Annotated in this window: 31 protein-coding genes; 26 read left to right on the forward strand and 5 right to left on the reverse strand. The window is 54.0% G+C overall.

The window, feature by feature from the left end; genetic code table 11:
• Nucleotides 1–1,527, reverse strand: coding sequence for a signal recognition particle-docking protein FtsY (ftsY, locus tag OGY10_RS21975; RefSeq protein WP_267445346.1), 1,527 nt, complete (start codon nucleotides 1,525–1,527; stop codon nucleotides 1–3).
• A gap of 151 nt (nucleotides 1,528–1,678) precedes the next feature.
• Here ftsY and rsmD point away from each other — a divergent pair, with 151 nt between their 5' ends.
• The gene (rsmD, locus tag OGY10_RS21980; RefSeq protein ID WP_149607348.1) at nucleotides 1,679–2,275 is read left to right on the forward strand and encodes a 16S rRNA (guanine(966)-N(2))-methyltransferase; all 597 of its coding nucleotides are present in this window, start codon (nucleotides 1,679–1,681) and stop codon (nucleotides 2,273–2,275) included.
• Nucleotides 2,265–2,540, forward strand: coding sequence for a DUF1145 family protein (locus OGY10_RS21985; protein ID WP_003023415.1), 276 nt, complete (start codon nucleotides 2,265–2,267; stop codon nucleotides 2,538–2,540). The genes rsmD and OGY10_RS21985 overlap by 11 nt, the downstream gene beginning before the upstream one ends.
• A gap of 99 nt (nucleotides 2,541–2,639) precedes the next feature.
• On the opposite strand, the gene OGY10_RS21990 is transcribed toward OGY10_RS21985, so the two are convergent.
• The gene (locus OGY10_RS21990) at nucleotides 2,640–2,999 is read right to left on the reverse strand and encodes a DUF2500 domain-containing protein (RefSeq protein WP_286577400.1); all 360 of its coding nucleotides are present in this window, start codon (nucleotides 2,997–2,999) and stop codon (nucleotides 2,640–2,642) included.
• A 141-nt stretch (nucleotides 3,000–3,140) separates the two neighbouring features.
• On the opposite strand from OGY10_RS21990, the gene OGY10_RS21995 reads away from it, so the two are divergent.
• Together OGY10_RS21995 and zntA are read left to right on the forward strand one after the other, a co-directional pair.
• On the forward strand, nucleotides 3,141–3,767 hold the full coding sequence (locus tag OGY10_RS21995; RefSeq protein WP_003827558.1) for a lysoplasmalogenase: 627 nt from the start codon (nucleotides 3,141–3,143) through the stop codon (nucleotides 3,765–3,767).
• A 74-nt stretch (nucleotides 3,768–3,841) separates the two neighbouring features.
• A complete protein-coding gene (gene zntA, locus OGY10_RS22000) occupies nucleotides 3,842–6,040 on the forward strand; it encodes a Zn(II)/Cd(II)/Pb(II) translocating P-type ATPase ZntA (RefSeq protein ID WP_191226695.1) in 2,199 nt (732 codons plus the stop codon).
• Between the two features lie 98 nt (nucleotides 6,041–6,138).
• Here the strand turns inward: zntA and tusA are convergent, their stop codons facing one another.
• Nucleotides 6,139–6,384, reverse strand: a complete 246-nt coding sequence (gene tusA / locus OGY10_RS22005; protein ID WP_003827551.1) for a sulfurtransferase TusA — start codon at nucleotides 6,382–6,384, stop codon at nucleotides 6,139–6,141.
• 168 nt (nucleotides 6,385–6,552) lie between these two features.
• Between tusA and OGY10_RS22010 the strand changes: the two genes are divergently transcribed.
• Both OGY10_RS22010 and OGY10_RS22015 read left to right on the forward strand, forming a co-directional pair.
• Nucleotides 6,553–7,218, forward strand: a complete 666-nt coding sequence (locus OGY10_RS22010) for a 7-cyano-7-deazaguanine/7-aminomethyl-7-deazaguanine transporter (protein ID WP_003827549.1) — start codon at nucleotides 6,553–6,555, stop codon at nucleotides 7,216–7,218.
• A 72-nt stretch (nucleotides 7,219–7,290) separates the two neighbouring features.
• The gene (locus tag OGY10_RS22015) at nucleotides 7,291–7,848 is read left to right on the forward strand and encodes a DcrB family lipoprotein (RefSeq protein ID WP_003827547.1); all 558 of its coding nucleotides are present in this window, start codon (nucleotides 7,291–7,293) and stop codon (nucleotides 7,846–7,848) included.
• Between the two features lie 3 nt (nucleotides 7,849–7,851).
• Here the strand turns inward: OGY10_RS22015 and OGY10_RS22020 are convergent, their stop codons facing one another.
• Nucleotides 7,852–9,069 (reverse strand): MFS transporter, encoded by a 1,218-nt coding sequence (locus tag OGY10_RS22020; protein ID WP_003827545.1) that lies wholly within the window; start codon nucleotides 9,067–9,069, stop codon nucleotides 7,852–7,854.
• 133 nt (nucleotides 9,070–9,202) lie between these two features.
• Between OGY10_RS22020 and OGY10_RS22025 the strand changes: the two genes are divergently transcribed.
• The 20 genes from OGY10_RS22025 to acpT all read left to right on the forward strand — a co-directional run bounded on the left by OGY10_RS22025 (nucleotide 9,203) and on the right by acpT (nucleotide 26,359).
• Nucleotides 9,203–10,249, forward strand: coding sequence for an AI-2E family transporter (locus OGY10_RS22025; RefSeq protein WP_008786374.1), 1,047 nt, complete (start codon nucleotides 9,203–9,205; stop codon nucleotides 10,247–10,249).
• A 471-nt stretch (nucleotides 10,250–10,720) separates the two neighbouring features.
• On the forward strand, nucleotides 10,721–11,098 hold the full coding sequence (locus OGY10_RS22030) for a hypothetical protein (RefSeq protein ID WP_122973818.1): 378 nt from the start codon (nucleotides 10,721–10,723) through the stop codon (nucleotides 11,096–11,098).
• A gap of 68 nt (nucleotides 11,099–11,166) precedes the next feature.
• Entirely contained in the window at nucleotides 11,167–12,228 is a 1,062-nt protein-coding gene (locus tag OGY10_RS22035) for a class I SAM-dependent methyltransferase (RefSeq protein WP_003827540.1), read from the forward strand.
• Between the two features lie 40 nt (nucleotides 12,229–12,268).
• Nucleotides 12,269–12,988, forward strand: coding sequence for a beta-ketoacyl synthase chain length factor (locus OGY10_RS22040; RefSeq protein WP_057067180.1), 720 nt, complete (start codon nucleotides 12,269–12,271; stop codon nucleotides 12,986–12,988).
• Nucleotides 12,988–13,803: a lysophospholipid acyltransferase family protein gene (locus OGY10_RS22045; protein WP_020996071.1), complete on the forward strand. Its 816-nt coding sequence runs from the start codon at nucleotides 12,988–12,990 to the stop codon at nucleotides 13,801–13,803. The genes OGY10_RS22040 and OGY10_RS22045 overlap by 1 nt, the downstream gene beginning before the upstream one ends.
• Nucleotides 13,784–14,041, forward strand: coding sequence for a phosphopantetheine-binding protein (locus OGY10_RS22050; RefSeq protein ID WP_003827537.1), 258 nt, complete (start codon nucleotides 13,784–13,786; stop codon nucleotides 14,039–14,041). The genes OGY10_RS22045 and OGY10_RS22050 overlap by 20 nt, the downstream gene beginning before the upstream one ends.
• 12 nt (nucleotides 14,042–14,053) lie before the next feature.
• Nucleotides 14,054–14,305: an acyl carrier protein gene (locus tag OGY10_RS22055; RefSeq protein WP_003827536.1), complete on the forward strand. Its 252-nt coding sequence runs from the start codon at nucleotides 14,054–14,056 to the stop codon at nucleotides 14,303–14,305.
• Between the two features lie 6 nt (nucleotides 14,306–14,311).
• A complete protein-coding gene (locus OGY10_RS22060) occupies nucleotides 14,312–14,893 on the forward strand; it encodes a COG4648 family protein (RefSeq protein ID WP_003827535.1) in 582 nt (193 codons plus the stop codon).
• A complete protein-coding gene (locus OGY10_RS22065; RefSeq protein WP_008786378.1) occupies nucleotides 14,890–16,251 on the forward strand; it encodes an AMP-binding protein in 1,362 nt (453 codons plus the stop codon). The genes OGY10_RS22060 and OGY10_RS22065 overlap by 4 nt, the downstream gene beginning before the upstream one ends.
• Nucleotides 16,238–16,591 carry an ApeI family dehydratase gene (locus OGY10_RS22070; RefSeq protein ID WP_020996070.1) on the forward strand — a complete coding sequence of 118 codons (354 nt, stop codon included), beginning with the start codon at nucleotides 16,238–16,240 and terminating at the stop codon, nucleotides 16,589–16,591. Before OGY10_RS22065 ends, OGY10_RS22070 begins: the two co-directional genes overlap by 14 nt.
• Nucleotides 16,582–18,273 (forward strand): glycosyltransferase family 2 protein, encoded by a 1,692-nt coding sequence (locus OGY10_RS22075; RefSeq protein WP_286577402.1) that lies wholly within the window; start codon nucleotides 16,582–16,584, stop codon nucleotides 18,271–18,273. Before OGY10_RS22070 ends, OGY10_RS22075 begins: the two co-directional genes overlap by 10 nt.
• 3 nt (nucleotides 18,274–18,276) lie before the next feature.
• Complete coding sequence (locus OGY10_RS22080; protein WP_003827529.1) at nucleotides 18,277–18,699, forward strand: acyl-CoA thioesterase; 423 nt, start codon at nucleotides 18,277–18,279, stop codon at nucleotides 18,697–18,699.
• Nucleotides 18,696–19,301, forward strand: a complete 606-nt coding sequence (locus tag OGY10_RS22085) for a LolA family protein (RefSeq protein ID WP_032945279.1) — start codon at nucleotides 18,696–18,698, stop codon at nucleotides 19,299–19,301. The genes OGY10_RS22080 and OGY10_RS22085 overlap by 4 nt, the downstream gene beginning before the upstream one ends.
• Entirely contained in the window at nucleotides 19,270–21,588 is a 2,319-nt protein-coding gene (locus tag OGY10_RS22090; protein ID WP_032945281.1) for an MMPL family transporter, read from the forward strand. Before OGY10_RS22085 ends, OGY10_RS22090 begins: the two co-directional genes overlap by 32 nt.
• A complete protein-coding gene (locus OGY10_RS22095) occupies nucleotides 21,585–22,169 on the forward strand; it encodes a DUF3261 domain-containing protein (RefSeq protein WP_008786383.1) in 585 nt (194 codons plus the stop codon). The genes OGY10_RS22090 and OGY10_RS22095 overlap by 4 nt, the downstream gene beginning before the upstream one ends.
• A 1-nt stretch (nucleotide 22,170) precedes the next feature.
• Complete coding sequence (locus OGY10_RS22100; RefSeq protein WP_032945283.1) at nucleotides 22,171–23,340, forward strand: beta-ketoacyl-[acyl-carrier-protein] synthase family protein; 1,170 nt, start codon at nucleotides 22,171–22,173, stop codon at nucleotides 23,338–23,340.
• On the forward strand, nucleotides 23,337–23,813 hold the full coding sequence (locus OGY10_RS22105) for a hotdog family protein (protein WP_032945285.1): 477 nt from the start codon (nucleotides 23,337–23,339) through the stop codon (nucleotides 23,811–23,813). Before OGY10_RS22100 ends, OGY10_RS22105 begins: the two co-directional genes overlap by 4 nt.
• Nucleotides 23,810–24,541, forward strand: coding sequence for a 3-ketoacyl-ACP reductase FabG2 (locus tag OGY10_RS22110; protein ID WP_008786386.1), 732 nt, complete (start codon nucleotides 23,810–23,812; stop codon nucleotides 24,539–24,541). Before OGY10_RS22105 ends, OGY10_RS22110 begins: the two co-directional genes overlap by 4 nt.
• Nucleotides 24,538–25,767: a beta-ketoacyl-ACP synthase gene (locus OGY10_RS22115; RefSeq protein WP_003827516.1), complete on the forward strand. Its 1,230-nt coding sequence runs from the start codon at nucleotides 24,538–24,540 to the stop codon at nucleotides 25,765–25,767. The genes OGY10_RS22110 and OGY10_RS22115 overlap by 4 nt, the downstream gene beginning before the upstream one ends.
• Before the next feature lies 1 nt (nucleotide 25,768).
• Entirely contained in the window at nucleotides 25,769–26,359 is a 591-nt protein-coding gene (gene acpT, locus OGY10_RS22120; protein WP_003827514.1) for a 4'-phosphopantetheinyl transferase AcpT, read from the forward strand.
• Here acpT and OGY10_RS22125 read toward each other — a convergent pair.
• Complete coding sequence (locus tag OGY10_RS22125; protein WP_008786388.1) at nucleotides 26,351–26,857, reverse strand: phenolic acid decarboxylase; 507 nt, start codon at nucleotides 26,855–26,857, stop codon at nucleotides 26,351–26,353. The two genes, acpT and OGY10_RS22125, sit on opposite strands and share 9 nt — an antisense overlap.
• Nucleotides 26,858–26,949 lie beyond the last annotated feature (92 nt).

Below are 26,949 nucleotides of genomic sequence, written 5' to 3' on the forward strand. Positions count from 1 at the left end.
TTAATCCTCTCGGGCAAAAAGTGCCTCTATAAAATCGTCCGCTTTAAACGGACGTAAATCCTCGATACGTTCGCCCACACCGATATAGCGGATAGGGATGCCAAATTGATCGGCAACCGAGAAGATAACCCCGCCCTTCGCCGTACCGTCCAGCTTGGTCAGGGTGATACCGGTTAAGCCCACCGCTTCATGGAACAGTTTGGCCTGGCTTATCGCATTCTGCCCGGTGCTGGCGTCGATAGTCAGCATAACTTCATGCGGCGCATCTTCGTCCAGCTTCTTCATGACGCGAACGATTTTTTTCAATTCTTCCATCAGGTGCGATTTATTCTGCAAACGCCCTGCGGTATCAGCGATCAGCACGTCTACGTTACGCGCCTTCGCCGCCTGGATGGCATCAAAGATAACGGACGCGGAATCCGCGCCAGTATGCTGAGCAATCACCGGGATGTTGTTACGCTGACCCCAAACCTGCAGCTGTTCTACCGCCGCCGCACGGAAAGTATCACCTGCCGCCAGCATTACCGATTTACCCTGCTGCTCAAACTGACGCGCCAGCTTACCAATAGTGGTGGTTTTGCCCACGCCGTTGACGCCAACCATTAAGATAACAAATGGTGTTTTGCCATCAACATTCAGCGGTTCGTCAACCTTCGCCAGAATCTCGCCCATCTCTTCTTTCAGCAGGCCGTACAGCGCTTCCGCGTCTTTAAGCTGCTTGCGGCTGGCGCCTTCCGTCAGATTCGCAATGATCTTGCGGGTCGTTTCTACACCCACATCAGCGATCAGCAGCTGCTCTTCCAGCTCTTCAAACAGATCATCGTCGATTTTTTTACCACGGAACAGACTGATAAATCCGGAACCGAGGTTTTCTTTTGTTTTCAGCAGGCTGCGTTTCAGACGCGCAAAGAAACCTTCTTTGGTTGGTTTTTCCTGCTCCTGGACCACCTCTTCTTCTACCGGTTCTTCTACAGCAGGTTCTTCTACCGGCACCACCATAACCGCTTCTTCAGCAGCCTCAGCGGCCAGCGCCTGTGCTTCCAGCTCTTCGTCGGTCAGTTGCGGTTCGTTTTCAGCTTCTTCTTCAGCCGCCTCAACGATTTCCACGGTTTCCGCTTCGGCCTGCCATTCTTCGGCAGAAACTTCTTTAGTTTTCACCTCTTCCGGCAGCGGCAATTCTTCGCGTTCGATAACCACCGCTGCTGGCGTTTCCACTACAGTTTCAGCAACGGGTTCAGCAACCGGCTCAATCTCCGGCTGCGCTTGTTCGGCGACAGGTTCTTCTTCCGGCTGCAGTTTTTCGATTTCCGCAACCTGTTCAGTTACTTCAACGACTTCAGCTGCAAAGGCTTGCGTTTCAGCCTCGCTACGGGTTTCCTCGACGTGCGGCTGTTCGTCAACGACGGTAGTTTCTTCAGCAACCGGTTGTTGTTCTTCATTTTTTACTTCTGTCTCGTTTTCCGGTGCCTGCTCTTTTTGACCAAAGCCCAGCCAGGAAAAAAAGCCACGTTTTTTCTCTTTCGCCATTTGCGACTACACTCCCCCGCTGTTGCTTCATGGCACAGCGTCAACGCTATGTACATAGCAGCTAAAAAAATGATGAAATAGTCTATCACTTAACTTAACTCACATCACCGCCTGGAATGACACGTCAGCAGCGGATTGAGCAATAATTGAAATGAAAAAACCGAATCACTCTGGTAGCGGCCAGATCCGCATTATTGGCGGGCAATGGCGTGGCCGTAAACTCCCGGTTCCGGACAGCCCCGGCTTACGTCCGACCACCGACCGTGTGCGCGAAACGTTGTTTAACTGGCTGGCCCCGGTAATGGTCGATGCTCACTGTCTGGACTGCTTCGCCGGCAGCGGCGCGCTGGGGCTGGAAGCCCTCTCTCGCTATGCGGCAAATGCGACGCTTCTGGAGATGGATCGCGCGGTATCTCAGCAGCTACAAAAGAATCTCGCCACGCTGAAAGCCTCTCACGCCCGCGTCGTCAACACCAATACGCTGACATTTTTGGCTCAGGCAGGTACGCCGCATAACGTGGTATTTGTTGACCCGCCGTTTCGCAAAGGATTACTGGAAGAAACATTAACGCTTCTGGAAACTCATGGTTGGCTGGCAAATGAAGCGTATATTTACGTTGAAAGCGAAGTAGAAAACGGCTTACCGCCGGTTCCGGTGAACTGGTCGCTATACCGTGAGAAAGTCGCCGGACAGGTCGCCTATCGCCTGTACCAACGTGAAGCACAAGGAGAGCACGATGCTAATTAACCTGGGACGCCTGTTGATGCTGTGCGTCTGGGCATTTTTACTACTGAATATTTTCCAACCCTTTCCACGCCCGCTCAACATCTTCGTTAACGTCGCACTGATATTTATGGTGCTGATGCATGGCATGCAGCTGGCGCTGCTAAAAAGCACCATGCCTAAAGATGGCCCGCAGATGACCAACGGAGAGAAAATCCGTATTTTTCTGTTCGGCGTCTTTGAGCTACTGGTGTGGCAGAAGAAGATTAAAGATCAGTTGAAGAAGTAGCTGTGATCTTTTCTCCCGGCGGCACGTTGCGGGCCGGGGCGAAAAATCTGTAGGCCGGATAAGGCGTAAGCCGCCATCCGGCATCAGTCAGATGACACCTTAGCGTTCAAGCGTAAAATCAACAAATCGCGAACCTTTGTAACTCAGCGTGCCTTTATCCCCGACCGTTAATGCGTGGTACTGCTGCGCATCCAGACGAAACTTCTGCTCCATCCCCCCGTTTTGTGGCTTAAAGCTGGCTTCATAGCGCATGCTGGTTCCTGCCGGGCTCACTTCCTGCTGACGGGATCGCCGATCGTTTAGCGGTTTTTCCCGTTTGTTACTTACCACCACCTGCTTTTGCACCAGCGGCGCCGCATCATTATCGGCTTTTTCTCGCCGCTGCTGAACAAAGCGAAACGACGCAGCGATAACGATTAAGACAATGATAACAATGAAAAAAAGTGGTGGTTTGCTCATATTATTAACCCATCAGAAAATGCGGAAATAAGCATACATCGCCTGTTATGGTGTTGTCATCTGGCTGTGTCGACCTCTACACTGGACAGTAGAGCCGTGAGCACCCCGCTTACGAAAAAATAACGAATTCAAGGAACTAAGATGCTTTGGTCGTTTATCGCTGTCTGTCTTTCCGCATGGTTGTTCGTGGATGCTTCCTATCGTGGACCTGCCTGGCAACGCTGGGTCTTTAAGCCCCTGACGTTACTCCTGCTGGCGCTGCTGGCCTGGCAGGCGCCAATGTTTAACGCTATCAGCTATCTGGTGCTGGCTGGCCTGCTTGCCTCGCTGCTGGGCGATGCGCTGACGCTGTTACCGCGCCAACGCCTGCTGTACGCCGTGGGGGCATTCTTCCTGTCGCATCTGCTGTACACCATCTACTTCGCCAGCCAAATGACGCTGTCATTCTTCTGGCCTTTGCCGTTGGTGCTGGTAGTGCTGGGGGCGTTGCTGATCGCCGTGATCTGGACGCGTCTGGAAGAGCTGCGTGTCGCTATCTGCACCTTTATCGGCATCACGCTGATGATGGTCTGGATGGCCGGTGAGCTGTGGTTCTTCCGCCCGACCGCCCCGGCGCTGTCGGCATTTATGGGCGCATCCCTCCTGTTCATCGGCAACATTGTCTGGCTGGGTAGCCATTACCGTCGCCGCTTCCGCGCCGATAACGCCATTGCCGCCGCCTGCTACTTCGCCGGACATTTCCTGATTGTTCGTTCGTTGTATCTTTAAAACGCTTGACTCTGGAGTCGACTCCAGAGTGTATCCTCCGGTTAATACGAAATGATTATCAACCGGAGGATGCCATGTCGACACCCGATACCCGTGGCAAAAAAGTCCCACAATTCTCTTCTTTCAAGCCAGCGCCTGCACCACAAAAGGCGGATGACTGCTGCTGCGAAGGAAGCTGCTCCACTACACCAACCGTATCCGATACCGTAATAGGTACCCGCTATTCCTGGAAAGTGGCGGGCATGGACTGCGCAGCTTGCGCCCGCAAAGTAGAGAATGCGGTCCGCCAGGTCAGCGGCGTCAACCAGGTCCAGGTTCTGTTCGCCACTGAAAAACTGGTGGTCGATGCCGGTTCCGATATCCGCCAGCAAGTTGAAAACGCGGTGCAAAAAGCAGGCTATACCCTGCGCGATGAGCACGCGACGGACTCCGCCCCCGAGTCACGTTTTAAAGAAAACCTGCCGCTGATTTCGCTGATTATCATGATGGCGATTAGCTGGGGGCTGGAGCAGTTCAATCATCCTTTCGGTCAGATAGCGTTTATCGCCACCACGCTGGTCGGTCTGTATCCCATTGCCCGTCAGGCCCTGCGTCTGATGAAAACCGGCAGCTACTTTGCCATTGAAACGCTGATGAGCGTCGCCGCCATTGGTGCACTGTTTATCGGCGCAACGGCGGAAGCCGCCATGGTGCTGCTACTGTTTTTAATTGGCGAGCGTCTGGAAGGATGGGCCGCCAGCCGCGCCCGTAAAGGGGTCAGCGCTCTGATGGCGCTCAAACCGGAAACCGCCACACGCTTGCGTAACGGCGAACGCGAAGAGGTGGCTATCAATACCCTCCGGCCTGGCGATGTTATTGAAGTTGCCGCGGGTGGGCGTTTACCTGCCGACGGCAAACTGGTCTCCGGCTTTGCCAGCTTTGATGAGAGCGCCCTGACCGGCGAATCGATCCCGGTTGAACGCGCCACCGGCGAGAAAGTCCCAGCGGGTGCCACCAGCGTGGATCGTCTGGTAACGCTGGAAGTGCTCTCAGAACCGGGTGCCAGCGCCATTGACCGTATTCTGAAACTGATTGAAGAAGCGGAAGAACGCCGCGCCCCCATTGAGCGCTTCATTGACCGTTTCAGCCGAATTTATACCCCAGCTATTATGGCGGTTGCGCTGCTGGTCACCCTCGTACCGCCACTGCTGTTTGCCGCATCCTGGCAGGAGTGGATTTACAAAGGGCTGACGCTGTTGCTGATTGGCTGTCCTTGCGCTCTGGTGATTTCAACCCCCGCAGCCATTACTTCTGGTCTTGCCGCCGCGGCACGTCGTGGCGCGTTAATCAAAGGCGGGGCCGCGCTGGAACAGTTGGGTAGAGTCACTCAGGTGGCGTTTGATAAAACCGGCACCCTGACCGTCGGTAAACCACGCGTCACGGCGATTCATCCGGCAAGCGGTATTGGTGAGGCTGAACTGCTGGCACTGGCGGCAGCGGTAGAGCAAGGCGCGACGCACCCGCTGGCACAAGCAATTGTTCGGGAAGCACAAACGCGCGAGCTGACTATTCCTGTCGCAAAAGAGCAACGGGCGCTGGTTGGCTCTGGAATTGAAGCGCTGGTCAACGGCGAACGCGTACTGATTTGCGCCGCTGGTAAGCAGCCTGCCGACGCCTTTGCCGGGCAGATTAGCGAGCTGGAAAGCGCGGGCCAAACGGTGGTGTTGGTGCTGCGTAACGATACTGTACTCGGCGTACTGGCCCTACAGGACACGCTGCGCGATGACGCTCGCAGCGCCATCAGCGAGCTTAATCAGATTGGCGTGAAAGGCGTGATCCTGACCGGTGATAACCCGCGTGCGGCAGCCGCCATTGCCGGTGAACTGGGCCTCGAATTCAAAGCGGGACTCTTGCCGGAAGATAAGGTGCAGGCCGTTACCCATCTTAACCAACAGTCGCCGCTGGCGATGGTCGGCGACGGCATCAACGACGCCCCGGCAATGAAAGCGGCTACCATCGGCATTGCGATGGGAAGCGGGACCGACGTCGCGCTGGAAACCGCCGATGCAGCCCTGACCCACAACCGTCTGCGTGGTCTGGTGCAAATGATTCAGCTGGCGCGGGCCACCCATGCCAATATTCGCCAGAACATTGCGATTGCGCTGGGTCTGAAGGGGATTTTCCTCGTCACCACGCTGCTCGGGATAACCGGACTGTGGCTGGCGGTGCTGGCGGATACGGGGGCGACGGTGCTGGTGACCGCGAACGCGCTGCGGTTGTTGCGTAAAGGGTAGTGCCTGTTTCTCGCCTGATGGCGCTTCGCTTATCAGGCCTACAGGTTACTCAGTCTTTATAGGCCGGAGAAGCGTTAGCGCCATCCGGCATAACAAGATTACTGGCCTTTGCGCACCAGATAGCGGTACGGCAGCGAGTCGGTCTCTTTGGCCACCAGCTCATGTTCCATAAAGGTACAGAAGCCAGGAATATCGCGGGTTGTTGCCGGATCGTCGGCGACAATCAGCAGCGTTTCACCGGCCTGCATGCCGCGTACGGTTTTACGTACCATCATTACCGGTTCCGGGCAGCGCAGCCCCTGGGCATCAAGAGTATGGTCGGGGGAAGTAAACAGGTCGCTCATCGTCGTCTCATTCATACAAAAACGGCGTTATTTTACGCTCTGTTGTGGCGTAAGCCAATCAGGTTAACGATTGCGTGAAAAACAACCATTGCAATGTGCTCTTAAAGCAGTATCATGCGACGGTTTTTTATTGGGTTCCCTCACCCCATCCAACAAAAAGGTCACAATATGACTCCGTTTACACAAACTCAGCGCGTAAAAGCGTTGTTCTGGCTATCGCTATTTCATCTGCTGGTGATCACCTCCAGCAACTATCTGGTGCAGCTTCCAATCTCCATTTTTGGTTTCCATACCACATGGGGCGCGTTTAGCTTTCCGTTTATTTTCCTCGCGACCGACCTGACCGTGCGTATTTTTGGCGCGCCGCTGGCTCGACGTATCATCTTTGCGGTTATGATCCCCGCACTGCTGATCTCCTATGTCGTTTCATCGCTGTTCTATATGGGATCGTGGCAAGGATTCGGCGCACTGCTGCACTTTAATCTATTTGTCGCCCGTATCGCCGCCGCCAGCTTTATGGCCTACGCGCTGGGACAAATTCTGGATGTGCATGTCTTTAACCGCCTGCGTCAGAACCGTCGCTGGTGGCTGGCACCGACGGCGTCCACGCTGTTTGGCAATATCAGCGATACGTTGGCCTTCTTCTTTATCGCTTTCTGGCGTAGCCCGGATGCCTTTATGGCCGAGCACTGGATGGAAATCGCACTGGTCGATTACTGCTTCAAAGTGCTGATCAGCATTATTTTCTTCCTGCCAATGTATGGCGTGCTGCTGAATATGTTACTGAAAAGGCTGGCAGATAAATCTGAAATCTCTGCATTGCAGACGAGTTAAAGGTTCATTTTCCGAGTTGTGATAAGATGGACGAATGAGCCGTTATGGCCGTTTATCGAAAGGAAGAAGTCAATGCGCAATCTGGTTAAATATGTCGGTATTGGCCTGCTGGTTATGGGGCTTGCGGCCTGTGATAATAGCGATACAAAAGCGCCAGCCGAGGGTGCTGCCGCAGAAAGTAACGCCACCGGACAACCGGTCAGCCTGCTGGACGGCAAACTCAGTTTTTCCCTGCCAGCGGATATGACCGATCAGAGCGGTAAGCTGGGCACCCAGGCGAACAATATGCACGTATATTCTGACGCAACCGGCCAGAAAGCGGTGATTGTGATTGTTGGCGACAACACCAACGAAGATCTGGCCGTGCTGGCAAAACGTCTGGAAGATCAGCAGCGTAGCCGTGACCCGCAGCTGCAGGTCGTCACCAATAAATCTATTGAGCTGAAAGGCCACACGCTGCAGCAGTTAGACAGCATCATCTCGGCCAAAGGCCAGACCGCATACTCTTCCGTGGTGTTGGGTAAAGTGGACAACCAACTGCTGACGCTGCAAATCACGCTGCCTGCTGACGATCAGCAAAAAGCGCAGACTACCGCAGAAAACATCATTAACACGCTGGTTATCCAGTAACGGTTAAGACGATGACGCGGCCTCCGGTGACACCACCTGAGGCCGTTTTTTTAACCGCCAGGTCAGCAATAACGCCACCGCTACCAGCCCTGCCGCTGCCAGATAGATAACCGGCACACCCGCCCACGTCATGACCAGCCCGGCCAGCGGCCCGGTAACCCCCAGCGATAAATCCATAAACACCGTGTAGGTCGCCAGCGCAGCACCCTGATTTTGCTGAGGAACGGCTTTTACCGCCACCACGCCCAGCGCCGGGAAAACCAGTGAGAACCCAGCCCCGGCCAGCAGAACGCCGATCTTCGCCATCCACGGCATCGAAGCCATCCCGACCAGTAACAGCCCGACAATCTCGACGCTAAAGCAGATCATCGCCACATTCAGCCCGCCTAAACGGTTGATACCATTTGGGAACAACAAACGAGTACCGACAAACGTGCAGCTAAAAAGCGTCAGCGCGAATGCGGCGCCATCCCAGCCTTTGGCATCATAGAACAAGGTAATGAAAGTAGCGATTACCCCAAATCCGGCGGAGGCCAGGGCCAGCGCCATACCATACAACCAGACGCGCCCAAGCACCGCGCGAAATGGCAACGGTTTGCCTTTGCTGGCCTTCACCGCCGGACGAGGGAGCGCCAGCAGGATTGCCAACAGTGCCACGCCCATCACGGTCAACGCCAGCCCCTGTAAGCCACCCCAGGCATAAAACAGAACACCCAGCGGCGCGCCTATCGCCATCGCGCCATAGGTCACGATGCCATTCCAGGAAATCACCCGTCCGATGTGCATTGAGCCAACCACCCCCACGCCCCACAGCGTAGAGCCGGTCCCGGCAAAGCTTTGCCCGATCCCGAGAATCACGCGCCCCAGACATAGCAGCAGCAGACTGGCCAACGGCCAGCCGTTCGTTGATCCCGCCAGTAAATAGCCCAGGCCACTTAAAAAGCAGCCGCACAGCCCAAATACCACAATCTTCTTTGGCCCCAGCAGATCGGCATAGCGACCGGCATGCGGACGGCTCAGCAGCGTAGCGAAGTATTGCAGGCTGATGACCAGCCCAGCCCAGAAAGCGCTAAATCCCATTACATCATGGACGTAGCCAGGCAACACCGCGAGCGGCAGGCCGATGGTCAGGTAGCTGGCGAAGTTAAACATCACCACAGAAACAATACGCAGGTTCAGGCGTAAACCGCTAAGCGTCGGTTCAGCGACGGGTTCGGGCATGGAGGGTCACCACGTTTTCACAACAGTGTTTCATTTCTACCATGTTGCAGAGCAGAAATCAGTAGCCAGTTTAGGAATATCAGTCGCAAGCCAGCCGCTACACTTAATGCAAAAACGCAAACAGGAAGAAGACATGATAACCACCCAGCCCGATAAAACGGGTTTGCACATTTTGCTCAAACTGGCCGCTCTGGTGGTGATCCTCGCAGGTATCCATGCTGCGGCGGATATCATTGTGCAGCTGCTGCTGGCCCTCTTTTTTGCCATTGTATTGAATCCACTTGTCACCTGGTTTATCCGCCGGGGAGTCGGTCGCCCAATCGCTATTACCTTAGTCGTGGTGGTGATGCTGATCGTTCTTACGGCGTTGGTTGGCGTGCTGGCGTCGTCAATCACTGAATTCATGGACCTGCTGCCAAAATACAATAAGGAGCTAACGCGCAAGGTTCTGTATTTGCAAGAGATGGTGCCTTTTCTGAATCTGCATATGTCCCCGGAACGTATACTGCAACGCATGGACTCTGACAAGCTGATGACCTTCACAACCACGCTGATGACGAGTCTTTCTGGTGCCATGGCCAGCGTCTTTCTGCTGGTGATGACGGTAGTTTTTATGCTGTTTGAGGTGCGTCATGTCCCCTATAAGATGCGTTTTGCGTTGAATAATCCGCAAATCCACATTGCGGGGCTACATCGAGCGCTGAAGGGTGTGTCACACTATCTGGCGCTGAAAACGCTGCTCAGCTTATGGACCGGTGCCATAATCTGGCTGGGACTGGCACTGATGGGGATTCAGTTTGCTCTGATGTGGGGCGTACTGGCATTCCTGTTAAACTACGTGCCCAACATTGGCTCGGTCATTTCCGCCGTCCCGCCCATGATCCAGGCACTGCTTTTTAATGGCATTTACGAATGTCTGTTGGTTGGCGCACTGTTTCTGGTGGTGCATATGGTGATTGGCAATATTCTCGAACCCCGAATGATGGGGCATCGGCTGGGATTATCGACGCTAATCGTCTTCCTCTCTCTGTTGGTATGGGGATGGCTGCTCGGTCCGGTCGGCATGTTGCTCTCCGTGCCGTTAACCAGCGTATGTAAAATCTGGATGGAAACCACCACAGGCGGCAGCAAACTGGCGATTTTGCTGGGGCCCGGCAGGCCCAAAAGCCGGCTTCCCTGAAAAACTACCAACCGAGGTAGTTTTTATATTTTTATATGACCGTTAAAATGACGCTAACGCAGTTATATATAGAAGCTTATCTTAAATAAAGAGTGAAAGGGATTTCATTTTTTATAAAGAAAATACATAAGTCAAGATGATGGTTTCTTTACCAAAACGCATAAAAATAATGAATACCCCCCAAAGCATTTAACTTAAGCTATCTACTTAGCTTTAAAGGTTATTTTATTTGATACATTTTCTCTAAAAATCTATACTTCTCGCCAATGATGATGCTGAAAAATTTCCGTTGAAGAAAGTCTTGGGATATTACTATCCGGTCATCTCATTACCTTGCTACCAACTATATGAAATAAAATGCTAATTTAGCTTAAATATAATCATAGGCAATACAAGGTGCCCATGATTTCGGAGTTTATTATTTAACACGTATAAACGGTACTTTGATAGGGAGCTTTAATGAAACAGTATATTAAGTGGTTTGCGGCCATTGCCGTTGTCGGTGCTCTGGCGGGTTGTGCACGTACTGCGCCGATTGATCAAGTTCACACCAGTGTGAGCGCGGGGCATACTCAGGACCAGGTTAAAACCGCAATCCTGAAAGCCGGTATTCAACGCCAATGGGTCATGTCTGAAGTCGGACCAGGTGTTATTAAAGCTCGCCAACAAACCCGCGATCATGTAGCTGAAGTCCGTATCACTTATACCGCCACCAGCTATGACATCAAATACGACAGCAGCCTTAACCTGCAGGCATCTGGTGGAAAAATTCACAAAAACTATAACCGCTGGGTACGCAATCTGGATAAAGACATCCAGCTTAATCTGTCAGCCGGCGCCAATCTGTAATTATGCCTAAAGTCGGGCCGAAAAGGCCCGATACTCTTATTATCTGCCATTTAACAGGTTGTCCCCACATGTACGAACAGGATTCGCTTAGCGCACTGGATGCCATTACTGAAGCACAACGTATCGCCTTTGCCCCTATGCTTTTTCAAACCGCGTTGTGTCTGCGAAATGCGGGAGTACTCACCTGGCTAGACAAGCAAGGTAAACGCGGCGCCACGCTCGACGAAATTACCGAAAACAGCACCATCAACGAATATGCCGCCAGCATCCTGTTGGATATGGGGTTAAGTGGGCGAATCATTACCCACAAAGAAGGATATTATTACCTCGCTAAAGTCGGTCATTTTCTTTTACATGACACCATGACGCGCGTGAATATGGACTTCACTCAGGATGTTTGCTACCAAGGATTGTTCTATCTTGAAAATGCGTTGAAAGATGGAAAACCCGCGGGACTAAAAATTTTTGGCGACTGGCCAACAATCTATCCTGCGCTATCACAATTACCGCTGGCTGCGCGTGAAAGTTGGTTTGCTTTTGATCATTACTATTCAGATGGCGCATTTGATGCCGCATTGCCATATGTATTCGCCAGCGCCCCTGCAACCCTGTACGATGTCGGTGGAAATACCGGGAAATGGGCATTACGTTGTTGTCAGCATGATGACAATATTACAGTCACCCTCTTAGATTTGCCGCAACAAATTGCACTTGCCCGCGAAAATATAGAAAATGCAGGATTATCTCATCGCATAAATTTCCATGCTGTGGATATGCTTAGCGACTCGCCTTTACCTGACGGCGCTGATATCTGGTGGATGAGCCAATTCCTGGACTGTTTTTCCCCGGAACAAATTATCGCTATGCTAAGCAACGTTGCTCGGGTGATGAAACCGGGCGCGAAGCTGTGCATTATGGAGCTGTTTTGGGATGCCCAAAAATTTGAGGCGGCCTCATTTAGCCTGAATGCGTCTTCGCTTTATTTTACCTGTATGGCGAATGGCAACAGCCGTTTCTACAGCGTAGAGAAGTTTTATCACTATCTGAATCAGGCAGGTTTTCAGGTAGATGAACGCCACGACAACTTAGGTGTTGGGCATACTTTATTGATATGTCAGAAGAAAAAATAAGAAACAATCGGAACAACCGATTTACCGCGGATACGCGTTGATGAAATTTGCTTTCAACATTATTGACTGGCAGGCCAAGGCACCAGGGTTAAGCGAAACAGAACAGTGGCATGAATGGTCACGGCTTTCGCACGCCATCGATCCCACCGCGCCGTTGGCTAAGCTCCATGAGTTACCGATGATGACAGCTCGCCGCCTCAGTTCCGGCAGCAAACTGGCCGTCGATTGCGGTCTGGCGATGCTACGCCGTCATGATATCAATGCCGTTTTGTATACCAGCCGCCATGGTGAACTGGAGCGTAACTACAGGATCCTACACGCTCTTGCAACTGAGCAAGCGCTCTCACCGACCGATTTTGCCCTTTCTGTCCATAACTCTGCTGTGGGTAACTTGACCATCGCCGCAAAAAAACCGATTGTCTCCTCCTCGCTTTCTGCTGGCAGGGATACATTCCAGCAGGGGTTATGCGAAGTCATCGGGCTGTTGCAGGCGGGATATCAGCGCGTATTGATGGTCGATTTCGACGGTTTTCTGCCCGAGTTTTATCACCCACAGTTACCACCAGACATGCCAACGTGGCCGTTTGCCGTCGCGCTGGTTATTGAATCCGGTGATAGCTGGCAATGTGAAACCCGTCCACACAGCTCACAGGACGAGACAACGTTGCCGCAAAGCCTGTTGTTTTTACAACATTACTTACAAGATGCCAGGGCGTTTACCCTGCCTGGCGAACGCGTACAGTGGCAGTGGAGTCAGTGATGAACACGATGATCCTGCGGCTTAACCGGGTATGGCGACTGGTGATGACCGGTTTTTGCTTTGCCCTGTTTGGCCTCGGCGGGCTCCTCCTATCTACGATTTGGTTTAACGTCCTGCTGATCGCGGTATGGGATAAAGCCCGACGTCGGCGTATCGCCAGACGCAGTATCGCCGCCAGTTTTCGTCTCTTCTTAACCGTGGCGAAGCGGCTTGGCGTGCTGGATTACCAGATTGAAGGGCGAGACATTTTACGCAACGAACAAGGGTGTCTTGTCGTCGCCAACCACCCGACGCTGATCGACTATGTCCTACTGGCCTCGGTCATGCCAGAAACCGACTGTCTGGTGAAAAGTGCACTACTAAAAAATCCTTTTCTCGGCGGCGTAGTCCGGGCCGCAGATTATCTGATTAACAGCCAGGCTGATGCGCTATTGCCCGCTTGCCAGCAACGTCTGGAGCAAGGCGATACCATTTTAATTTTCCCCGAGGGAACCCGTACACGCCCCGGAGAAGCAATGACGTTACAGCGTGGTGCGGCGAATATCGCCGTGCGCTGCAGCAGTGATTTACGCATAGTGACTATTAACTGCAGCGAACAAATGCTGGATAAAGAAAGCCAATGGTACAACGTCCCATCTGTAAAACCGATGTTTACCATTTCAGTACACGAACGGGTTAAGATCGACCAATTTTACGACGCAAACTCACAAGAACCGGCGCTGGCCGCAAGGCAGTTGAACCGGCATCTTTTGCTTCAATTACAACCAGGTACTTTACCTCTTTCAGGAATTAATGATGCAAGCGCTTTATCTTGAAATCAAAAATCTCATTATAACGACATTGAATCTCGACGAACTGACAGCTGATGATATTGAAACCGAAGCGGCACTCTTTGGCGATGGCTTAGGTCTGGACTCAATCGATGCCCTGGAGCTGGGTCTGGCGGTGAAAAACGAGTATGGCGTGATCCTCTCAGCAGAGAGCGAAGAAATGCGTCAGCACTTCTTCTCCGTCGCCACGCTGGCATCTTTCATTCACGCGCAACGTGCCTGAGGATAGTCCGTTATGACCGAACAAAAAGCCATTTACGCAGAAGTTTCCTCGCTGCTGGTCAAGCTGTTTGAAGTTGACCCGCAAGATATCAAGCCTGAGGCGCGCCTGTACGAAGATTTGGAACTCGATAGCATCGATGCCGTCGACATGATCGTGCATCTGCAAAAGAAAACCGGTAAGAAAATCAAGCCGGAAGAGTTCAAAGCAGTACGCACCGTACAAGATGTCGTCGATGCGGTAGAACGCCTTCTCAAAGAAGCGTAATTCTCCGTGTCGGGCACACGCTCGTTGCCAGTCGTACAACTGCTGACAGGTCTACTGTTGCTGGCCTGGCCGTTTTTGATCTGGTTTGGCCTGGCGCATAACAGTCTGCACTGGTTGCTACCGTTGATGGCGCTACTCCTTTTTTTACGCTTTCGCCAGACCCGGCGACAGGCGGGGCCGCTGCGCGTCGTGACACAGGTAGTGGCGGTCGCGGGTATCACCTTGTGCATTGCCAGTTATCTGCTCAAAACGCACCAGCTGCTGCTGTTTTATCCGGTAGTGGTAAACGCCGTTATGCTGTCGGTTTTTGGTGGATCGTTATGGTCAGCAATGCCCATTGTTGAACGTCTGGCACGACTGCGCGACCCAAATCTGCCCGATGCGGGCGTGCGCTATACGCGCCGTGTGACACAAATCTGGTGCGCCTTTTTCATCATCAATGGCAGCGTTGCGCTCTTTACCGCACTGAATGGCGATATGACCCTGTGGACCACCTGGAACGGCATGGTTTCCTATCTGCTAATGGGAACATTGATGGTAGGCGAGTGGTTAATTCGCCAACTGGTGATAAAACGAGATACCCAATGAAGCAGCCCCTCACACTCGCTCAATGGCTCTGTGCCCCACGTCCGGACGACGTTCCTGTTGCGTGGCAGGAAGAGCATACCTGGACGCTTGGCCATCTGCGCCAAGATGTGGCCCAGTTGATAACATATCTGCGACAGCAGGAAGGTGAACGCTGGGCATTGTGCTTCGAGAACAGCTATTTATTCATCGTCGCGCTGCTGGCAACGCTCCATGCCGGCAAAACACCGGTGATCCCAGGACATTGTCGCGTTTCGTTGTTAAACGAGCAGCACTTGCTGTTTGACGGCGTACTGAGCGATAAAGCGATGGACTGGCAGGGAACGCTGCGGGTGGTCAGCTCCGCCATGACATCCGTGGCTCACGACATCACGTTCCCAGCAATACGCAGTGACGCCTTTGTGGAGCTATTCACTTCCGGTTCGACCGGCCAGCCGAAACGCGTGATCAAACCGATCGCTCGTCTGGATAGCGAAGCGGCATTGCTCGCTACACGCTTTGCCGATCGTCTGGCAGGTTGCCGGGTGGTCGCGTCAGTGGTACCGCAACATCTGTATGGCTTGACGTTCCGTATCTTTTTGCCGATGGCTTTAGGTCTGCCGCTGCACGCGGCGATGCTTTGGTATGCCGAACAACTGGCGGCGCTGAGCGCTGAGCATCGGTATGCGTTTATCAGCAGCCCGGCGTTTCTGAAACGCCTCGACCACAACCTGACACCGCCGCCGGTCGAACTGATTCTGTCTGCGGGCGGCATGCTGCCCTGGCAGGACGTCACGCAGGCTGCTGACTGGCTAAATGTCTGGCCCGATGAGATCTACGGCAGCACTGAGACCGGGATCCTTGCGTGGCGCTATCGCCATCAGGATGATGTGGCATGGCTGCCCTTTCCCGGCGTCAGATTCCAGTCAGAAGACGACGCATTTCGTGTGTTTTCACCGCTAATTAACGCTGATGATGGCCTGTTACTCGATGACGTTCTGCAGTTTATCGAAAATGGACAGTTCCGCCTGATGGGCAGACGCGGGCGGGTGGTCAAAATTGAAGAGAAACGTATTTCACTCAGCGAAGTGGAACAACGTTTACTGGCACTGGATGGTATCTGTGAAGTCGCGGCATTGCCGGTCTCACGTGGAGGACGTCAGGGCGTTGGCGTCCTGCTGGTACTGGATGACGAAGCCCGGCAACGCTGGCTTGAGTGCGGTGGTAAACCGCAAGAACTGACCTGGCGACGTTCGCTGCTGCCCTGGCTGGAGCCTGTCGCGGTTCCCCGCTACTGGCGGGTGATTGATGAGATTCCGGTCAACAGTATGAACAAGCGTGTCTATGCGCAATTACAGGAGTTATTTCATGAAACCCCATGAAATCGAGCGCCATCAGGCACTGCCTCATCAGGCTGAGATTGTTTTACAACTAGACCCTTCTCTGTTTTGGTTCAGCGGGCATTTTAGCGTGCAGCCACTGCTGCCGGGCGTTGCACAGCTGAACTGGGCGATGGATTACGCCACCACGCTGCTGGCCCCTGGCTGGCGTTTTCACAGTATTCAAAACGTGAAGTTCCAGTCGCCGTTATTGCCAGAGGCCACCGTCACCCTGAGTCTGAGCTGGCAGGAAGCGCGTCAGATGCTCTCTTTTAGCTACCAGCGCCACGACGGTGACGTGCGCCATACCGCCAGCAGCGGGAAGATTCGGTTATGCCGCTAACCTTTTCCCCGTGCGTGTTGATCCCCTGCTACAACCACGGCGCGATGATGTCGGACGTGTTGGATCGTCTTCAGCCGTTCAATCTCCCCTGCATTGTGGTGGACGATGGCAGTGACGAGACTACACGAGATGAACTGGCACGCCTAGCGGCAGAATACAGCAATCTGACGTTAATTCGCCTGCCCATCAACGCAGGCAAAGGCGCGGCGGTTATTCGCGGAATGCAGACGGCGGCAGATGCCGGGTTCAGTCATGCCGTGCAAGTCGATGCCGACGGGCAACATGCCATTGAAGATATTCCCAGGCTGCTTGCATTGGCAAAAGAACATCCGACAGCACTGATTTCCGGGCAACCGATTTACGATGATTCGGTTCCTCGCTCGCGCCTGTACGGTCGTTGGGTAACCCATATCTGGGTGTGGATAGAAACGCTCTCGTTGCAGATCAAAGACAGTATGTGCGGCTTCCGGGTGTATCCGGTGGCCCCCACGCTGCAACTGGCACAGCGCGTAACGCTCGGCAAACGGATGGATTTTGATACTGAAGTGATGGTGCGCCTCTACTGGCAAGGCAACACCAGCTATTTTATCCCCACGCGAGTCACCTATCCGCAGGACGGGCTATCCCATTTCGACGCGCTTAAAGACAATTTGCACATTTCATTGATGCACACTCGCCTGTTCTTTGGCATGTTGCCACGCATCCCCTCCCTGCTTTGTCGTCGTTCATCGACACACTGGGCGCAGCAACAGGAAGTCAAAGGGTTGTGGGGAATGCGCCTGATGCTACTGGTCTGGCGTGTACTGGGTCGCAAAGCCTTCTCCCTGCTGCTGTATCCGGTCGTCGGCGTATACTGGCTCAGCGCTTCAACTGCCCGAAAAGCCTCTCAACGCTGGATTAGCCGCGTAAGGGCGCAACTGATCACTCGGCGGATGCCAGTACCGCCAAACCTGACCAGTTATCAGCATTTCCTGCGTTTTGGCGGCGCGATGCTGGATAAGATCGCCAGCTGGCGTGGTGAGCTGCACTTCGGTCGCGATGTGATTTTTGCACCAAGTGCAGAAACGACGCTGAATATCAGCGATCCTCGGGGAAAACTACTACTGGCTTCACATCTTGGCGATGTCGAAGCCTGTCGGGCACTGGCCCAGCTACAGGGCAGTAAAACAATCAATGCGCTGGTATTTAGCGATAACGCCCAACGCTTTAAACAAATCATGCAAGAGATGGCCCCGCAGGCTGGATTAAATCTGCTCCCGGTGAACAGTATTGGTCCAGATACTGCCATTCTGCTCAAAGAGAAATTGGAGCGCGGTGAATGGGTAGCCATCGTAGGCGATCGCATCGCAGTCAATCCCCAACGCGGCGGCGAGTGGCGCGTGTGCTGGAGCCGCTTTATGGGGCAAAAAGCGCCATTCCCTCAGGGCCCGTTTATTCTCGCGTCTATTTTACGCTGCCCTGTAGATCTGATTTTTGCCCTGCGTCAGCAGGAGAAACTCCACATCTACTGCGAACCGTTTGCCGACCCGCTGCTCTTACCGCGCGCCACACGACAACAGGCATTACAAAATACTGTCGATCGCTACGCCGAACGCCTTGAGCACTATGCGCTTCAGTCGCCCCTCGACTGGTTTAACTTTTTCGATTTCTGGCAACTGCCGGATACCAATGACAAGGAGTAAAGGGTGCTTAACGATCCCCGCTTTACGGCTGAAGTCGAGCTAACTATTCCGTTTCACGACGTCGATATGATGGGCGTAGCGTGGCATGGTAACTACTTCCGTTACTTCGAGATTGCCCGTGAGGCACTGCTGAACCAATTCGATTATGGCTATCGGCAGATGAAAGAATCTGGCTATCTGTGGCCCGTGGTCGACACTCGGGTGAAGTATCGCAATGCGCTGACTTTCGAGCAGCGTATCCGTGTACGCGCCCAAATTAAAGAGTACGAAAATCGCCTGCGTATTGGCTACGAAATTTTTGATGCCGAAACAGGTAAACGCGCCACAACAGGCTACACCATCCAGGTCGCCGTCGACGAAAAAAGCCGTGAACTGTGCTTTGTCAGCCCGGATATTCTGTTTGAACGGATGGGAGTGACACCATGAAATTATGGCCATTGCTCGTGCTGCTCGTCAGCCCTTTCGTCAGTGCCCTGACGCTCGACTCCCTACAACAGCGTTTTACCGAACAACCGGTGGTTCGCGCCCACTTCGATCAAACCCGGACGATAAAGGATCTGCCGCAGCCGCTGCGATCTCAGGGCAAGATGTTGATCGCCCGCGACCAGGGGTTGCTGTGGGATCAAACGTCCCCGTTCCCCATGCAACTGCTGCTGGACGACAAACGGATGGTTCAGGCAATTAACGGTCAACCACCGCAGACCATTACCGCTGAGAATAACCCGCAAATGTTCCAGTTTAATCATCTGCTACGGGCGTTATTCCAGGCGGATCGTAACGTGCTGGAACAAAACTTCCGCGTGGAGTTTGCAGACTTAGGAGAAGGTCGCTGGACGCTACGCCTGACGCCAATCACCACACCGCTGGATAAGATTTTTGCGACGATTGATTTAGCCGGAAAGACTTACCTGGAGAGTATTCATCTCAACGATAAGCAGGGGGATCGCACCGATATCGCGCTTTCCCAACACCAACTAACGCCAGCGCAACTGACCGATGACGAACGCCAACGCTTTGCCGCCCAGTAAACGCCCCGCGCTGTTATGGGGAGTCGTCTGCCTGCTCCTGCTGGGCATCTTTCTGACGCTGCTACCTCAGGCCCGCCTTAACAGCAGCGTGCTGGCCATGTTGCCAAAGCAGACGCTGGGCGCTATACCTCCGGGTCTTAACGAGGGATTTATGCAGCGCCTTGACCGTCAGGTGGTCTGGCTAGTGAGCCCCGGTAAGCAACCGGACCCAGCTATAGCCCGGGACTGGCTGGCTTTACTGCAAAAATCGCACGCGCTAGCCCAGGTAAAAGGTCCAATGGATGCCGACAGCCAGCAAGCCTGGGGGGCATTCTTCTGGCAACATCGTAACGGCCTGATAGATAACGAGACCCGCGCCCGGCTGCAAAACGGCGGCGAAGCGCAGGGCCAGTGGATCCTGTCCCAACTTTACTCCGCATTCTCCGGCGTCAGTGGCAAAGAGCTACAAAACGATCCCTTCATGCTGATGCGAGGCTCGCAGCTGGCCATGGCCAAAACCGGGCAGCGTCTGCGCCTGATGGACGGCTGGCTTGTCACCCAGGATGAGCAAGGCAACTATTGGTATCTGTTACATGGCGAGTTGACCGGCTCATCGTTTGATATGCAACAGACGCATCAATTGGTCACCACGCTGAATACGCTGGAGGGTGAGCTCAAAGCCCACTATCCACAGGCTCAACTGCTGTCTCGCGGGACGCTGTTCTATAGCGATTACGCCAGCCAGCAGGCGAAACAAGATATCTCTACCCTCGGCATAGCCACTGTGCTCGGGGTGATCCTGCTCATCGTGGCTGTATTTCGTTCGCTGCGTCCGCTGCTGCTGTGCCTGATTTCGATTGGCATTGGTGCGCTGGCGGGGACCGTCGTCACGCTGCTGATTTTTGGCGAGCTCCATCTGATGACGCTGGTGATGAGCATGAGCATCATCGGTATTTCCGCCGACTATACGCTCTACTATTTGACCGAACGGATGGTGCACGGTGCGGAAACATCGCCATGGCAAAGCCTTGCCAAAGTGCGCAATGCCCTGCTCCTGGCTCTACTCACCACCGTAGCGGCTTATCTGATTATGATGCTGGCCCCCTTCCCCGGTATTCGCCAGATGGCGGTATTCGCGGCGGTAGGTCTGAGCGCCTCCTGCCTGACGGTCATTTTCTGGCACCCGTGGTTGTGTCGTCGGTTGCCGGTACGCCCGGTGCCGGCAATGGTACTCATGCTACGCTGGCTTGCTGCATGGCGGCGGAATAAGAAATTATCCGTTGGCCTGCCGGTGGCGCTGACGTTGTTCTCGTTGGCAGGTATGGCGACGCTACGCGTAGATGATGATATCTCCCAGTTACAGGCGCTGCCGCAGGGTATTCTTGCTCAGGAAAAAGCGATTACCGCCCTGACCGGGCAAAGCGTCGACCAGAAGTGGTTTGTGGTGTACGGCAAATCCGCTCAACAAACGCTGGAGCGGATGGAAACCTTTATCCCCGCGCTGGAACAGGCAAAAAAAGATGGTTTACTCAGCGGATATCGCACCATTCCGCTCAATTCACTCGCCCAGCAACAGCAGGATCTGTCTCTGCTAAAAGATGCCGCGCCCGCCATCACGAAAGCCTTAAACAACGCCGGTCTGGCAACGGTGAACCCCGATCTTAGCGCCATGCCCGTAACCGTCGATGCCTGGCTTGCCAGCCCGGCCAGTGAAGGCTGGCGCTTGCTATGGTTGTCTCTGGCTGATGGCGAAAGCAGCGTACTGGTTCCCGTTGAAGGGGTGAAACAAAGTGATGCATTAAATACGCTCAGCGCGAAATATTCCGGCGTGGCGTGGGTGGATCGTAAGAGCAGCTTTGACAACCTGTTTGCCCTTTATCGCCATATTCTGACCGGTCTGCTGTGCATTGCGCTGGCGGTGATTGCCTGTGGCGCCGTCATTCGGCTTGGCTGGCGTAAGGGCTTAATTAGCCTGGTCCCCTCAGTGCTGTCTTTAGGTTGCAGTCTGGCGGTGCTGGCCCTGAGCGGTCATGCGCTCAACCTGTTCTCGCTGCTGGCACTGGTGCTGGTACTGGGAATTGGCATTAACTACACGCTGTTTTTCAGTAATCCACGCGGTACGCCACTGACATCGCTGCTGGCTATCACGCTGGCAATGATGACCACGCTCCTGACGCTCGGCATGCTGGTCTTTAGCGCCACTCAGGCAATCAGCAGTTTTGGCATTGTGCTAGTGAGCGGTATTTTCACCGCCTTCCTGCTGTCACCGCTGGCGATGCCAGGAAAAAAAGAGAAAAAAAGAAGATGATTAAACAGACATTCTGGCGCACCGCTGCGCTCGTCGCCACGTTGCTGCTGGCCGGTTGCAGCCACTCGCAGCCGGAACAGAAAGGCCGCCCGCAAGCCTGGTTAGAGCCGGGGACTCGTGTAACGCTACCTACCCCAGGGATTTCTCCCGCGGTGAATTCACAACAGCTACTAACCGGAAGTTTCAACGGCAAAACTCAGTCACTGTTGGTCATGCTCAATGCTGATGACAAGAAAATCACACTTGCCGGGCTGTCATCAGTCGGCATTCGCCTGTTCCTCGTGACTTACGATGAAAAAGGACTGCACACCGAGCAATCGATCATCGTTCCACAATTGCCGCCAGCCAGCCAGGTGCTGGCTGACGTGATGCTCAGTCATTGGCCGATTAGCGCCTGGCAACCGCAATTACCCACAGGCTGGACGCTCGTCGATACGGGTGACACGCGTGAGCTGCGCAATGCCCGCGGCAAAGTGGTCACGGAAATCACGTATCTGAATCGAAAAGGAAAACGCGAACCGATCAGCATTGAACAGCACGTTTTTAAATACCACATCACCATTCAATACCTGGGTGACTGAGATGATCTACATTTCTGCCGTTGGCATGATTAATGCGTTGGGCAATAACACTGATGAAATCGCAGCCAATCTCACTCGTGGCATAGCGCCGGGAATGCGCCCGCGCACGGGCTGGCTGCAAGGACACCCATCCGCCGTGTTAGCAGGCGTTGACGGTGAGCTGCCCGCTATTCCTCAGCACTTTAGCGCTCATCGTTCGCGCAACAACCAGCTATTGCTGGCAGCCCTGATGCAAATCCAGCCGCAGGTGGACGACGCTATCGCCCGATTTGGTCGCGATCGTATTGCTGTTGTTCTCGGCACCAGCACCTCCGGCCTGGATGAGGGTGACGTTCACGTAGATTTGATGCTCAACGGCAAAGAGAGCACTGACTGGCGCTATCCGCAACAGGAACTGGGCGATCCGTCGCGTTTTCTTAGCCACTGGCTGGCGCTGGATGGCCCAGCCTTTACGCTCTCAACCGCCTGCTCGTCCAGTGCAAGAGCTATCATGAGCGGACGTCGTTTGATCGAATCTGGTCTGGTCGATATCGCCATTGTCGGCGGTGCGGATACGCTAAGCCGAATGCCAATCAACGGATTCCACAGTCTGGAATCACTCTCCCCAACGCTGTGTCAGCCGTTTGGCCGCAACCGTTGTGGGATCACCATTGGCGAAGGCGCCGCATTGATGGTATTAACCCGCGAGCCACAGCCTATCGCGCTCCTTGGCGTCGGCGAATCCAGCGACGCGTACCATATTTCGGCTCCCCATCCACAGGGGGAAGGTGCCATTCGCGCCATCGGCCAGGCGCTTAACGACGCAGGAATGACGCCGGAACATGTGGGCTATATCAATCTGCACGGTACCGCCACACCGTTAAACGATCAGATTGAGTCCAACGTCGTGAGCGCGCTATTTGGCGAAACGGTCCCGTGCAGTTCAACCAAACACCTGACCGGGCACACGCTGGGCGCTGCGGGGATCACCGAAGCAGCGATCAGTATGCTGATTCTGCAACGCGAACTGCCGCTGCCACCGCAGGATTTTAGCCAGTCGCCACGCGATGAAACATTGCCACCCTGCGGCATCATTGAACAGCCGCAGCCGCTGACTCGCCCGGTTATCTTGTCTAATTCGTTTGCCTTCGGTGGCAATAATGCCAGCATCCTGCTCGGGAGAACCTCATGAGCCACTTTTTACCACCGGGTGATTATTTACCGCATGATGCGCCGATGCTGCTTCTTGAAGAGGTCGTCAGTGTGGCGGACGAAACCGCCACCTGCCACGTGATGGTATCAGCAAACAGCGTACTGGCCCCTTTTCTCGACCTTGATGGCAATCTGCCTGGCTGGTTCGCACTGGAACTGATGGCGCAGACCATTGGCGTCTGGTCTGGCTGGCACCGCCAGCAACAAGGTCAGGCGAGTATTACGTTAGGCATGGTACTGGGCGCACGTGAGTTAGTCTGTGCTACAGGTGTTCTGCCTGCCGGGAAGACGCTGAGCATCCATGTCAAATTGCTGATGCAGGATGCACGATTCGGTAGCTTTGAATGTGCCATCCAGGCAGACAACGAGACGCTGGCAACCGGTCGAGTCAACACCTTCCAGCCGACATCAGAAGAAATTAACACGCTATTTCAACAAGGAGCGTCCACATGAGCCGTTCAGTTTTAGTTACGGGTGCCAGCAAAGGTATCGGTCGCGCCATCGCCAGACAACTGGCCGCGGACGGTTTTGTGGTCGGCGTACACTATCATCGCGATGTGCAAGGAGCACAAGAAACGCTGGATGCTATCCTCGCCGCTGGCGGTGCAGGGCGCCTGTTGACATTTGACGTTGCCAATCGCGAGCAGTGCCGTGAAATACTGTCGCAAGATATTGAGGCAAACGGCGCATGGTACGGTATTGTCAGCAACGCTGGAGTCACTCGGGATGCCGCTTTCCCTGCGCTCAGTGATAACGACTGGGATTCGGTGATCCATACCAACCTCGACAGCTTTTACAACGTCATTCATCCGTGCATTATGCCGATGATCAGCGCACGCCAGGGGGGCCGTATCATCACATTGTCTTCGGTTTCGGGCGTGATGGGCAACCGCGGTCAGGTCAATTACAGTGCGGCAAAAGCCGGAATTATTGGTGCCACCAAAGCGCTGGCTATCGAACTGGCAAAACGCAAAATTACCGTAAACTGCATTGCACCGGGACTCATTGATACCGGGATGATCGAGATGGAAGAAGCCGCATTGAAAGAGGCGATGTCGATGATTCCCATGAAACGAATAGGTCAGGCTGAAGAAGTGGCCGGGCTTGCCAGTTATTTAATGTCGGATGTGGCGGGCTATGTAACTCGCCAGGTGATTTCCATCAATGGAGGGATGTTATGACACGTCGTGTCGTGATTACAGGCATGGGCGGCGTCACCGCCTTTGGGGAAAACTGGCAGGCTGTCTCCGCCAGGTTATTGGCATATGAAAATGCGGTACGCAAAATGCCGGAGTGGCAGGTTTATGACGGACTGCACACACTGCTGGGAGCGCCGATCGACGACTTCACTCTGCCGGAACACTATACCCGCAAGCGAATTCGCGCCATGGGGCGCGTATCGCTGATGTCCACCCGCGCAACAGAGCTGGCGCTTGAGCAGGCCGGGCTGATTGGCGATCGGGTACTGACTAACGGTGAAACCGGGATCGCTTATGGTTCATCAACCGGTAGTACCGGTCCAGTGAGCGAGTTCGCGACCATGCTGACCGAGAAACACACCAATAACATCACCGGCACGACCTACGTGCAAATGATGCCGCATACCACTGCCGTTAACACCGGATTGTTTTTCGGTCTGCGTGGGCGAGTCATCCCGACATCCAGCGCCTGCACATCCGGTAGCCAGGCAATTGGTTACGCATGGGAAGCCATTCGACACGGCTATCAAACGGTGATGGTCGCCGGCGGCGCAGAAGAACTGTGTCCTTCCGAAGCCGCCGTGTTTGATACGTTATTCGCAACCAGCCAGCGCAACGACGAGCCGAAAACCACCCCATCCCCGTTCGATGAAAAACGCGATGGTCTGGTCATCGGAGAAGGTGCAGGTACGCTAGTGCTGGAAGAGCTGGAACACGCTAAAGCGCGCGGAGCAACGATTTATGGTGAAATCGTTGGCTTTGCCACTAACTGCGATGCAGCCCATATCACCCAGCCGCAGCGCGAAACAATGCAGATTTGCATGGAAAAATCACTGAATATGGCAGGTATTAGTGCCCGGGATATCGGCTATATTTCAGCGCACGGAACCGCAACCGATCGTGGTGATGTTGCAGAAAGTCAGGCAACCTCTGCAATTTATGGTGATAATGTTCCGCTATCCTCGCTTAAAAGCTATTTTGGACATACCCTTGGCGCTTGTGGCGCACTAGAGGCCTGGATGAGTCTGCAAATGATGCGTGAAGGCTGGTTTGCGCCTACGCTAAATTTGAGTCAGCCAGATGCCAATTGTGGCGCGCTGGATTACATTATGGGTGAAGCCCGCAAGATTGATTGCGAGTTTTTGCAGAGCAACAACTTTGCGTTTGGCGGCATAAATACTTCTATCATCATTAAACGTTGGCCGTGATATGTACCGGATCGTTCTTGGGAAAGTTTCTGTTTTAAGCGCTGGTGCACTGCCTGCCGCACTGAGTGAGCAAGCGCCGCAAGGTGCTCGCCGTGCGCGCTGGCTGGCAGGTCGCGTGCTGCTTTCCCATGCCCTTTCGCCATTACCAGACATCGTCTATGGCGAGCAAGGAAAACCGGCCTTTTCTGCTGACACGCCGCTGTGGTTCAATCTCAGCCACAGCGGTGATGATATCGCCCTGCTGCTCAGCGACGAAGGGGAAGTCGGCTGCGATATAGAAGTCGTTCGCCCGCGCGATAACTGGCAAACGCTGGCAAATACGGTATTCAGTCTTGGTGAGCATGCCGAAGTCGAGGCCGAACGCCCGGAACAACAGTTGGCGGCGTTCTGGCGCATCTGGACGCGTAAAGAAGCGATCGTGAAGCAGCGCGGCGGCAGTGCCTGGCAAATCGTCAGCGTCGACAGTACCGCGTTAACTTCCTCACTCTCCGTCAGCCAGTGCCAGCTCGATACCCTGAGCCTGGCGGTGTGCACCCCCACGCCGTTTACCCTGACCGCAGACGCCGTGCAGCGACTGGAAGCCTTAGCGTAAATTTTCCGGGAAGTTTTTCGGCAGCTCGCTCGCCGCACAGGCAATAACGTCATCATTGTTCGCGCCGCAGTCACGTACGAAAGTGATGGTCGCGAACTCATCAATCACCTCGGTGGGATACGCCGGGCCGGCATCGCGGTACGACATCATCAGCGGAATATGGTCATTCTGGAAGCAGACCGTTTTTTCCGGATTATTGATCACCCAGCGAGGGAAAAAGATGGTGCCGTGAAAGAGTTTGTCACCCAGGTTTACGATCAGACTGACGTCGGTCCCGGTCGGTTCGGTCCACGAAATTTTATAAACGCTCTCCCCGACCCGCACAATATAGGCCCGCTGATCTTTCACCCAACGATTCCCCACAATACCGCTGTGAATGCGGTAGTCCAGCGTAGTGTCGTTTTTCACGTAGATCTCGTAATTCCAGCCATTATCGTAGGTATAGACCAGATGTTTGCCGACAAATCCGCTTAAATCATGTTTATCAAACGCACTCATATTCGTTCTCCTCTTACTTGATGCGAGGATCTTAACGCTTCAAAAATTGGATGAATAACGCTATGTTTGCATCAAATTCATTCAATTATTAG

Source organism: Citrobacter sp. Cpo148 (genome assembly GCF_030332375.1).
GTDB classification, from domain to species: domain Bacteria; phylum Pseudomonadota; class Gammaproteobacteria; order Enterobacterales; family Enterobacteriaceae; genus Citrobacter; species Citrobacter portucalensis.

What these genes read in the sequence shown, in the direction of transcription:
- ftsY (WP_267445346.1), bottom strand. Translation starts at nt 1,527, where the DNA reads ATGGCGAAAGAGAAAAAACGTGGCTTTTTTTCCTGGCTGGGCTTTGGT.
- rsmD (WP_149607348.1), top strand. Translation starts at nt 1,679, where the DNA reads ATGAAAAAACCGAATCACTCTGGTAGCGGCCAGATCCGCATTATTGGC.
- OGY10_RS21985 (WP_003023415.1), top strand. Translation starts at nt 2,265, where the DNA reads ATGCTAATTAACCTGGGACGCCTGTTGATGCTGTGCGTCTGGGCATTT.
- OGY10_RS21990 (WP_286577400.1), bottom strand. Translation starts at nt 2,999, where the DNA reads ATGAGCAAACCACCACTTTTTTTCATTGTTATCATTGTCTTAATCGTT.
- OGY10_RS21995 (WP_003827558.1), top strand. Translation starts at nt 3,141, where the DNA reads ATGCTTTGGTCGTTTATCGCTGTCTGTCTTTCCGCATGGTTGTTCGTG.
- zntA (WP_191226695.1), top strand. Translation starts at nt 3,842, where the DNA reads ATGTCGACACCCGATACCCGTGGCAAAAAAGTCCCACAATTCTCTTCT.
- tusA (WP_003827551.1), bottom strand. Translation starts at nt 6,384, where the DNA reads ATGAGCGACCTGTTTACTTCCCCCGACCATACTCTTGATGCCCAGGGG.
- OGY10_RS22010 (WP_003827549.1), top strand. Translation starts at nt 6,553, where the DNA reads ATGACTCCGTTTACACAAACTCAGCGCGTAAAAGCGTTGTTCTGGCTA.
- OGY10_RS22015 (WP_003827547.1), top strand. Translation starts at nt 7,291, where the DNA reads ATGCGCAATCTGGTTAAATATGTCGGTATTGGCCTGCTGGTTATGGGG.
- OGY10_RS22020 (WP_003827545.1), bottom strand. Translation starts at nt 9,069, where the DNA reads ATGCCCGAACCCGTCGCTGAACCGACGCTTAGCGGTTTACGCCTGAAC.
- OGY10_RS22025 (WP_008786374.1), top strand. Translation starts at nt 9,203, where the DNA reads ATGATAACCACCCAGCCCGATAAAACGGGTTTGCACATTTTGCTCAAA.
- OGY10_RS22035 (WP_003827540.1), top strand. Translation starts at nt 11,167, where the DNA reads ATGTACGAACAGGATTCGCTTAGCGCACTGGATGCCATTACTGAAGCA.
- OGY10_RS22040 (WP_057067180.1), top strand. Translation starts at nt 12,269, where the DNA reads ATGAAATTTGCTTTCAACATTATTGACTGGCAGGCCAAGGCACCAGGG.
- OGY10_RS22045 (WP_020996071.1), top strand. Translation starts at nt 12,988, where the DNA reads ATGAACACGATGATCCTGCGGCTTAACCGGGTATGGCGACTGGTGATG.
- OGY10_RS22050 (WP_003827537.1), top strand. Translation starts at nt 13,784, where the DNA reads ATGCAAGCGCTTTATCTTGAAATCAAAAATCTCATTATAACGACATTG.
- OGY10_RS22055 (WP_003827536.1), top strand. Translation starts at nt 14,054, where the DNA reads ATGACCGAACAAAAAGCCATTTACGCAGAAGTTTCCTCGCTGCTGGTC.
- OGY10_RS22065 (WP_008786378.1), top strand. Translation starts at nt 14,890, where the DNA reads ATGAAGCAGCCCCTCACACTCGCTCAATGGCTCTGTGCCCCACGTCCG.
- OGY10_RS22070 (WP_020996070.1), top strand. Translation starts at nt 16,238, where the DNA reads ATGAAACCCCATGAAATCGAGCGCCATCAGGCACTGCCTCATCAGGCT.
- OGY10_RS22075 (WP_286577402.1), top strand. Translation starts at nt 16,582, where the DNA reads ATGCCGCTAACCTTTTCCCCGTGCGTGTTGATCCCCTGCTACAACCAC.
- OGY10_RS22085 (WP_032945279.1), top strand. Translation starts at nt 18,696, where the DNA reads ATGAAATTATGGCCATTGCTCGTGCTGCTCGTCAGCCCTTTCGTCAGT.
- OGY10_RS22090 (WP_032945281.1), top strand. Translation starts at nt 19,270, where the DNA reads ATGACGAACGCCAACGCTTTGCCGCCCAGTAAACGCCCCGCGCTGTTA.
- OGY10_RS22095 (WP_008786383.1), top strand. Translation starts at nt 21,585, where the DNA reads ATGATTAAACAGACATTCTGGCGCACCGCTGCGCTCGTCGCCACGTTG.
- OGY10_RS22100 (WP_032945283.1), top strand. Translation starts at nt 22,171, where the DNA reads ATGATCTACATTTCTGCCGTTGGCATGATTAATGCGTTGGGCAATAAC.
- OGY10_RS22105 (WP_032945285.1), top strand. Translation starts at nt 23,337, where the DNA reads ATGAGCCACTTTTTACCACCGGGTGATTATTTACCGCATGATGCGCCG.
- OGY10_RS22110 (WP_008786386.1), top strand. Translation starts at nt 23,810, where the DNA reads ATGAGCCGTTCAGTTTTAGTTACGGGTGCCAGCAAAGGTATCGGTCGC.
- OGY10_RS22115 (WP_003827516.1), top strand. Translation starts at nt 24,538, where the DNA reads ATGACACGTCGTGTCGTGATTACAGGCATGGGCGGCGTCACCGCCTTT.
- acpT (WP_003827514.1), top strand. Translation starts at nt 25,769, where the DNA reads ATGTACCGGATCGTTCTTGGGAAAGTTTCTGTTTTAAGCGCTGGTGCA.
- OGY10_RS22125 (WP_008786388.1), bottom strand. Translation starts at nt 26,857, where the DNA reads ATGAGTGCGTTTGATAAACATGATTTAAGCGGATTTGTCGGCAAACAT.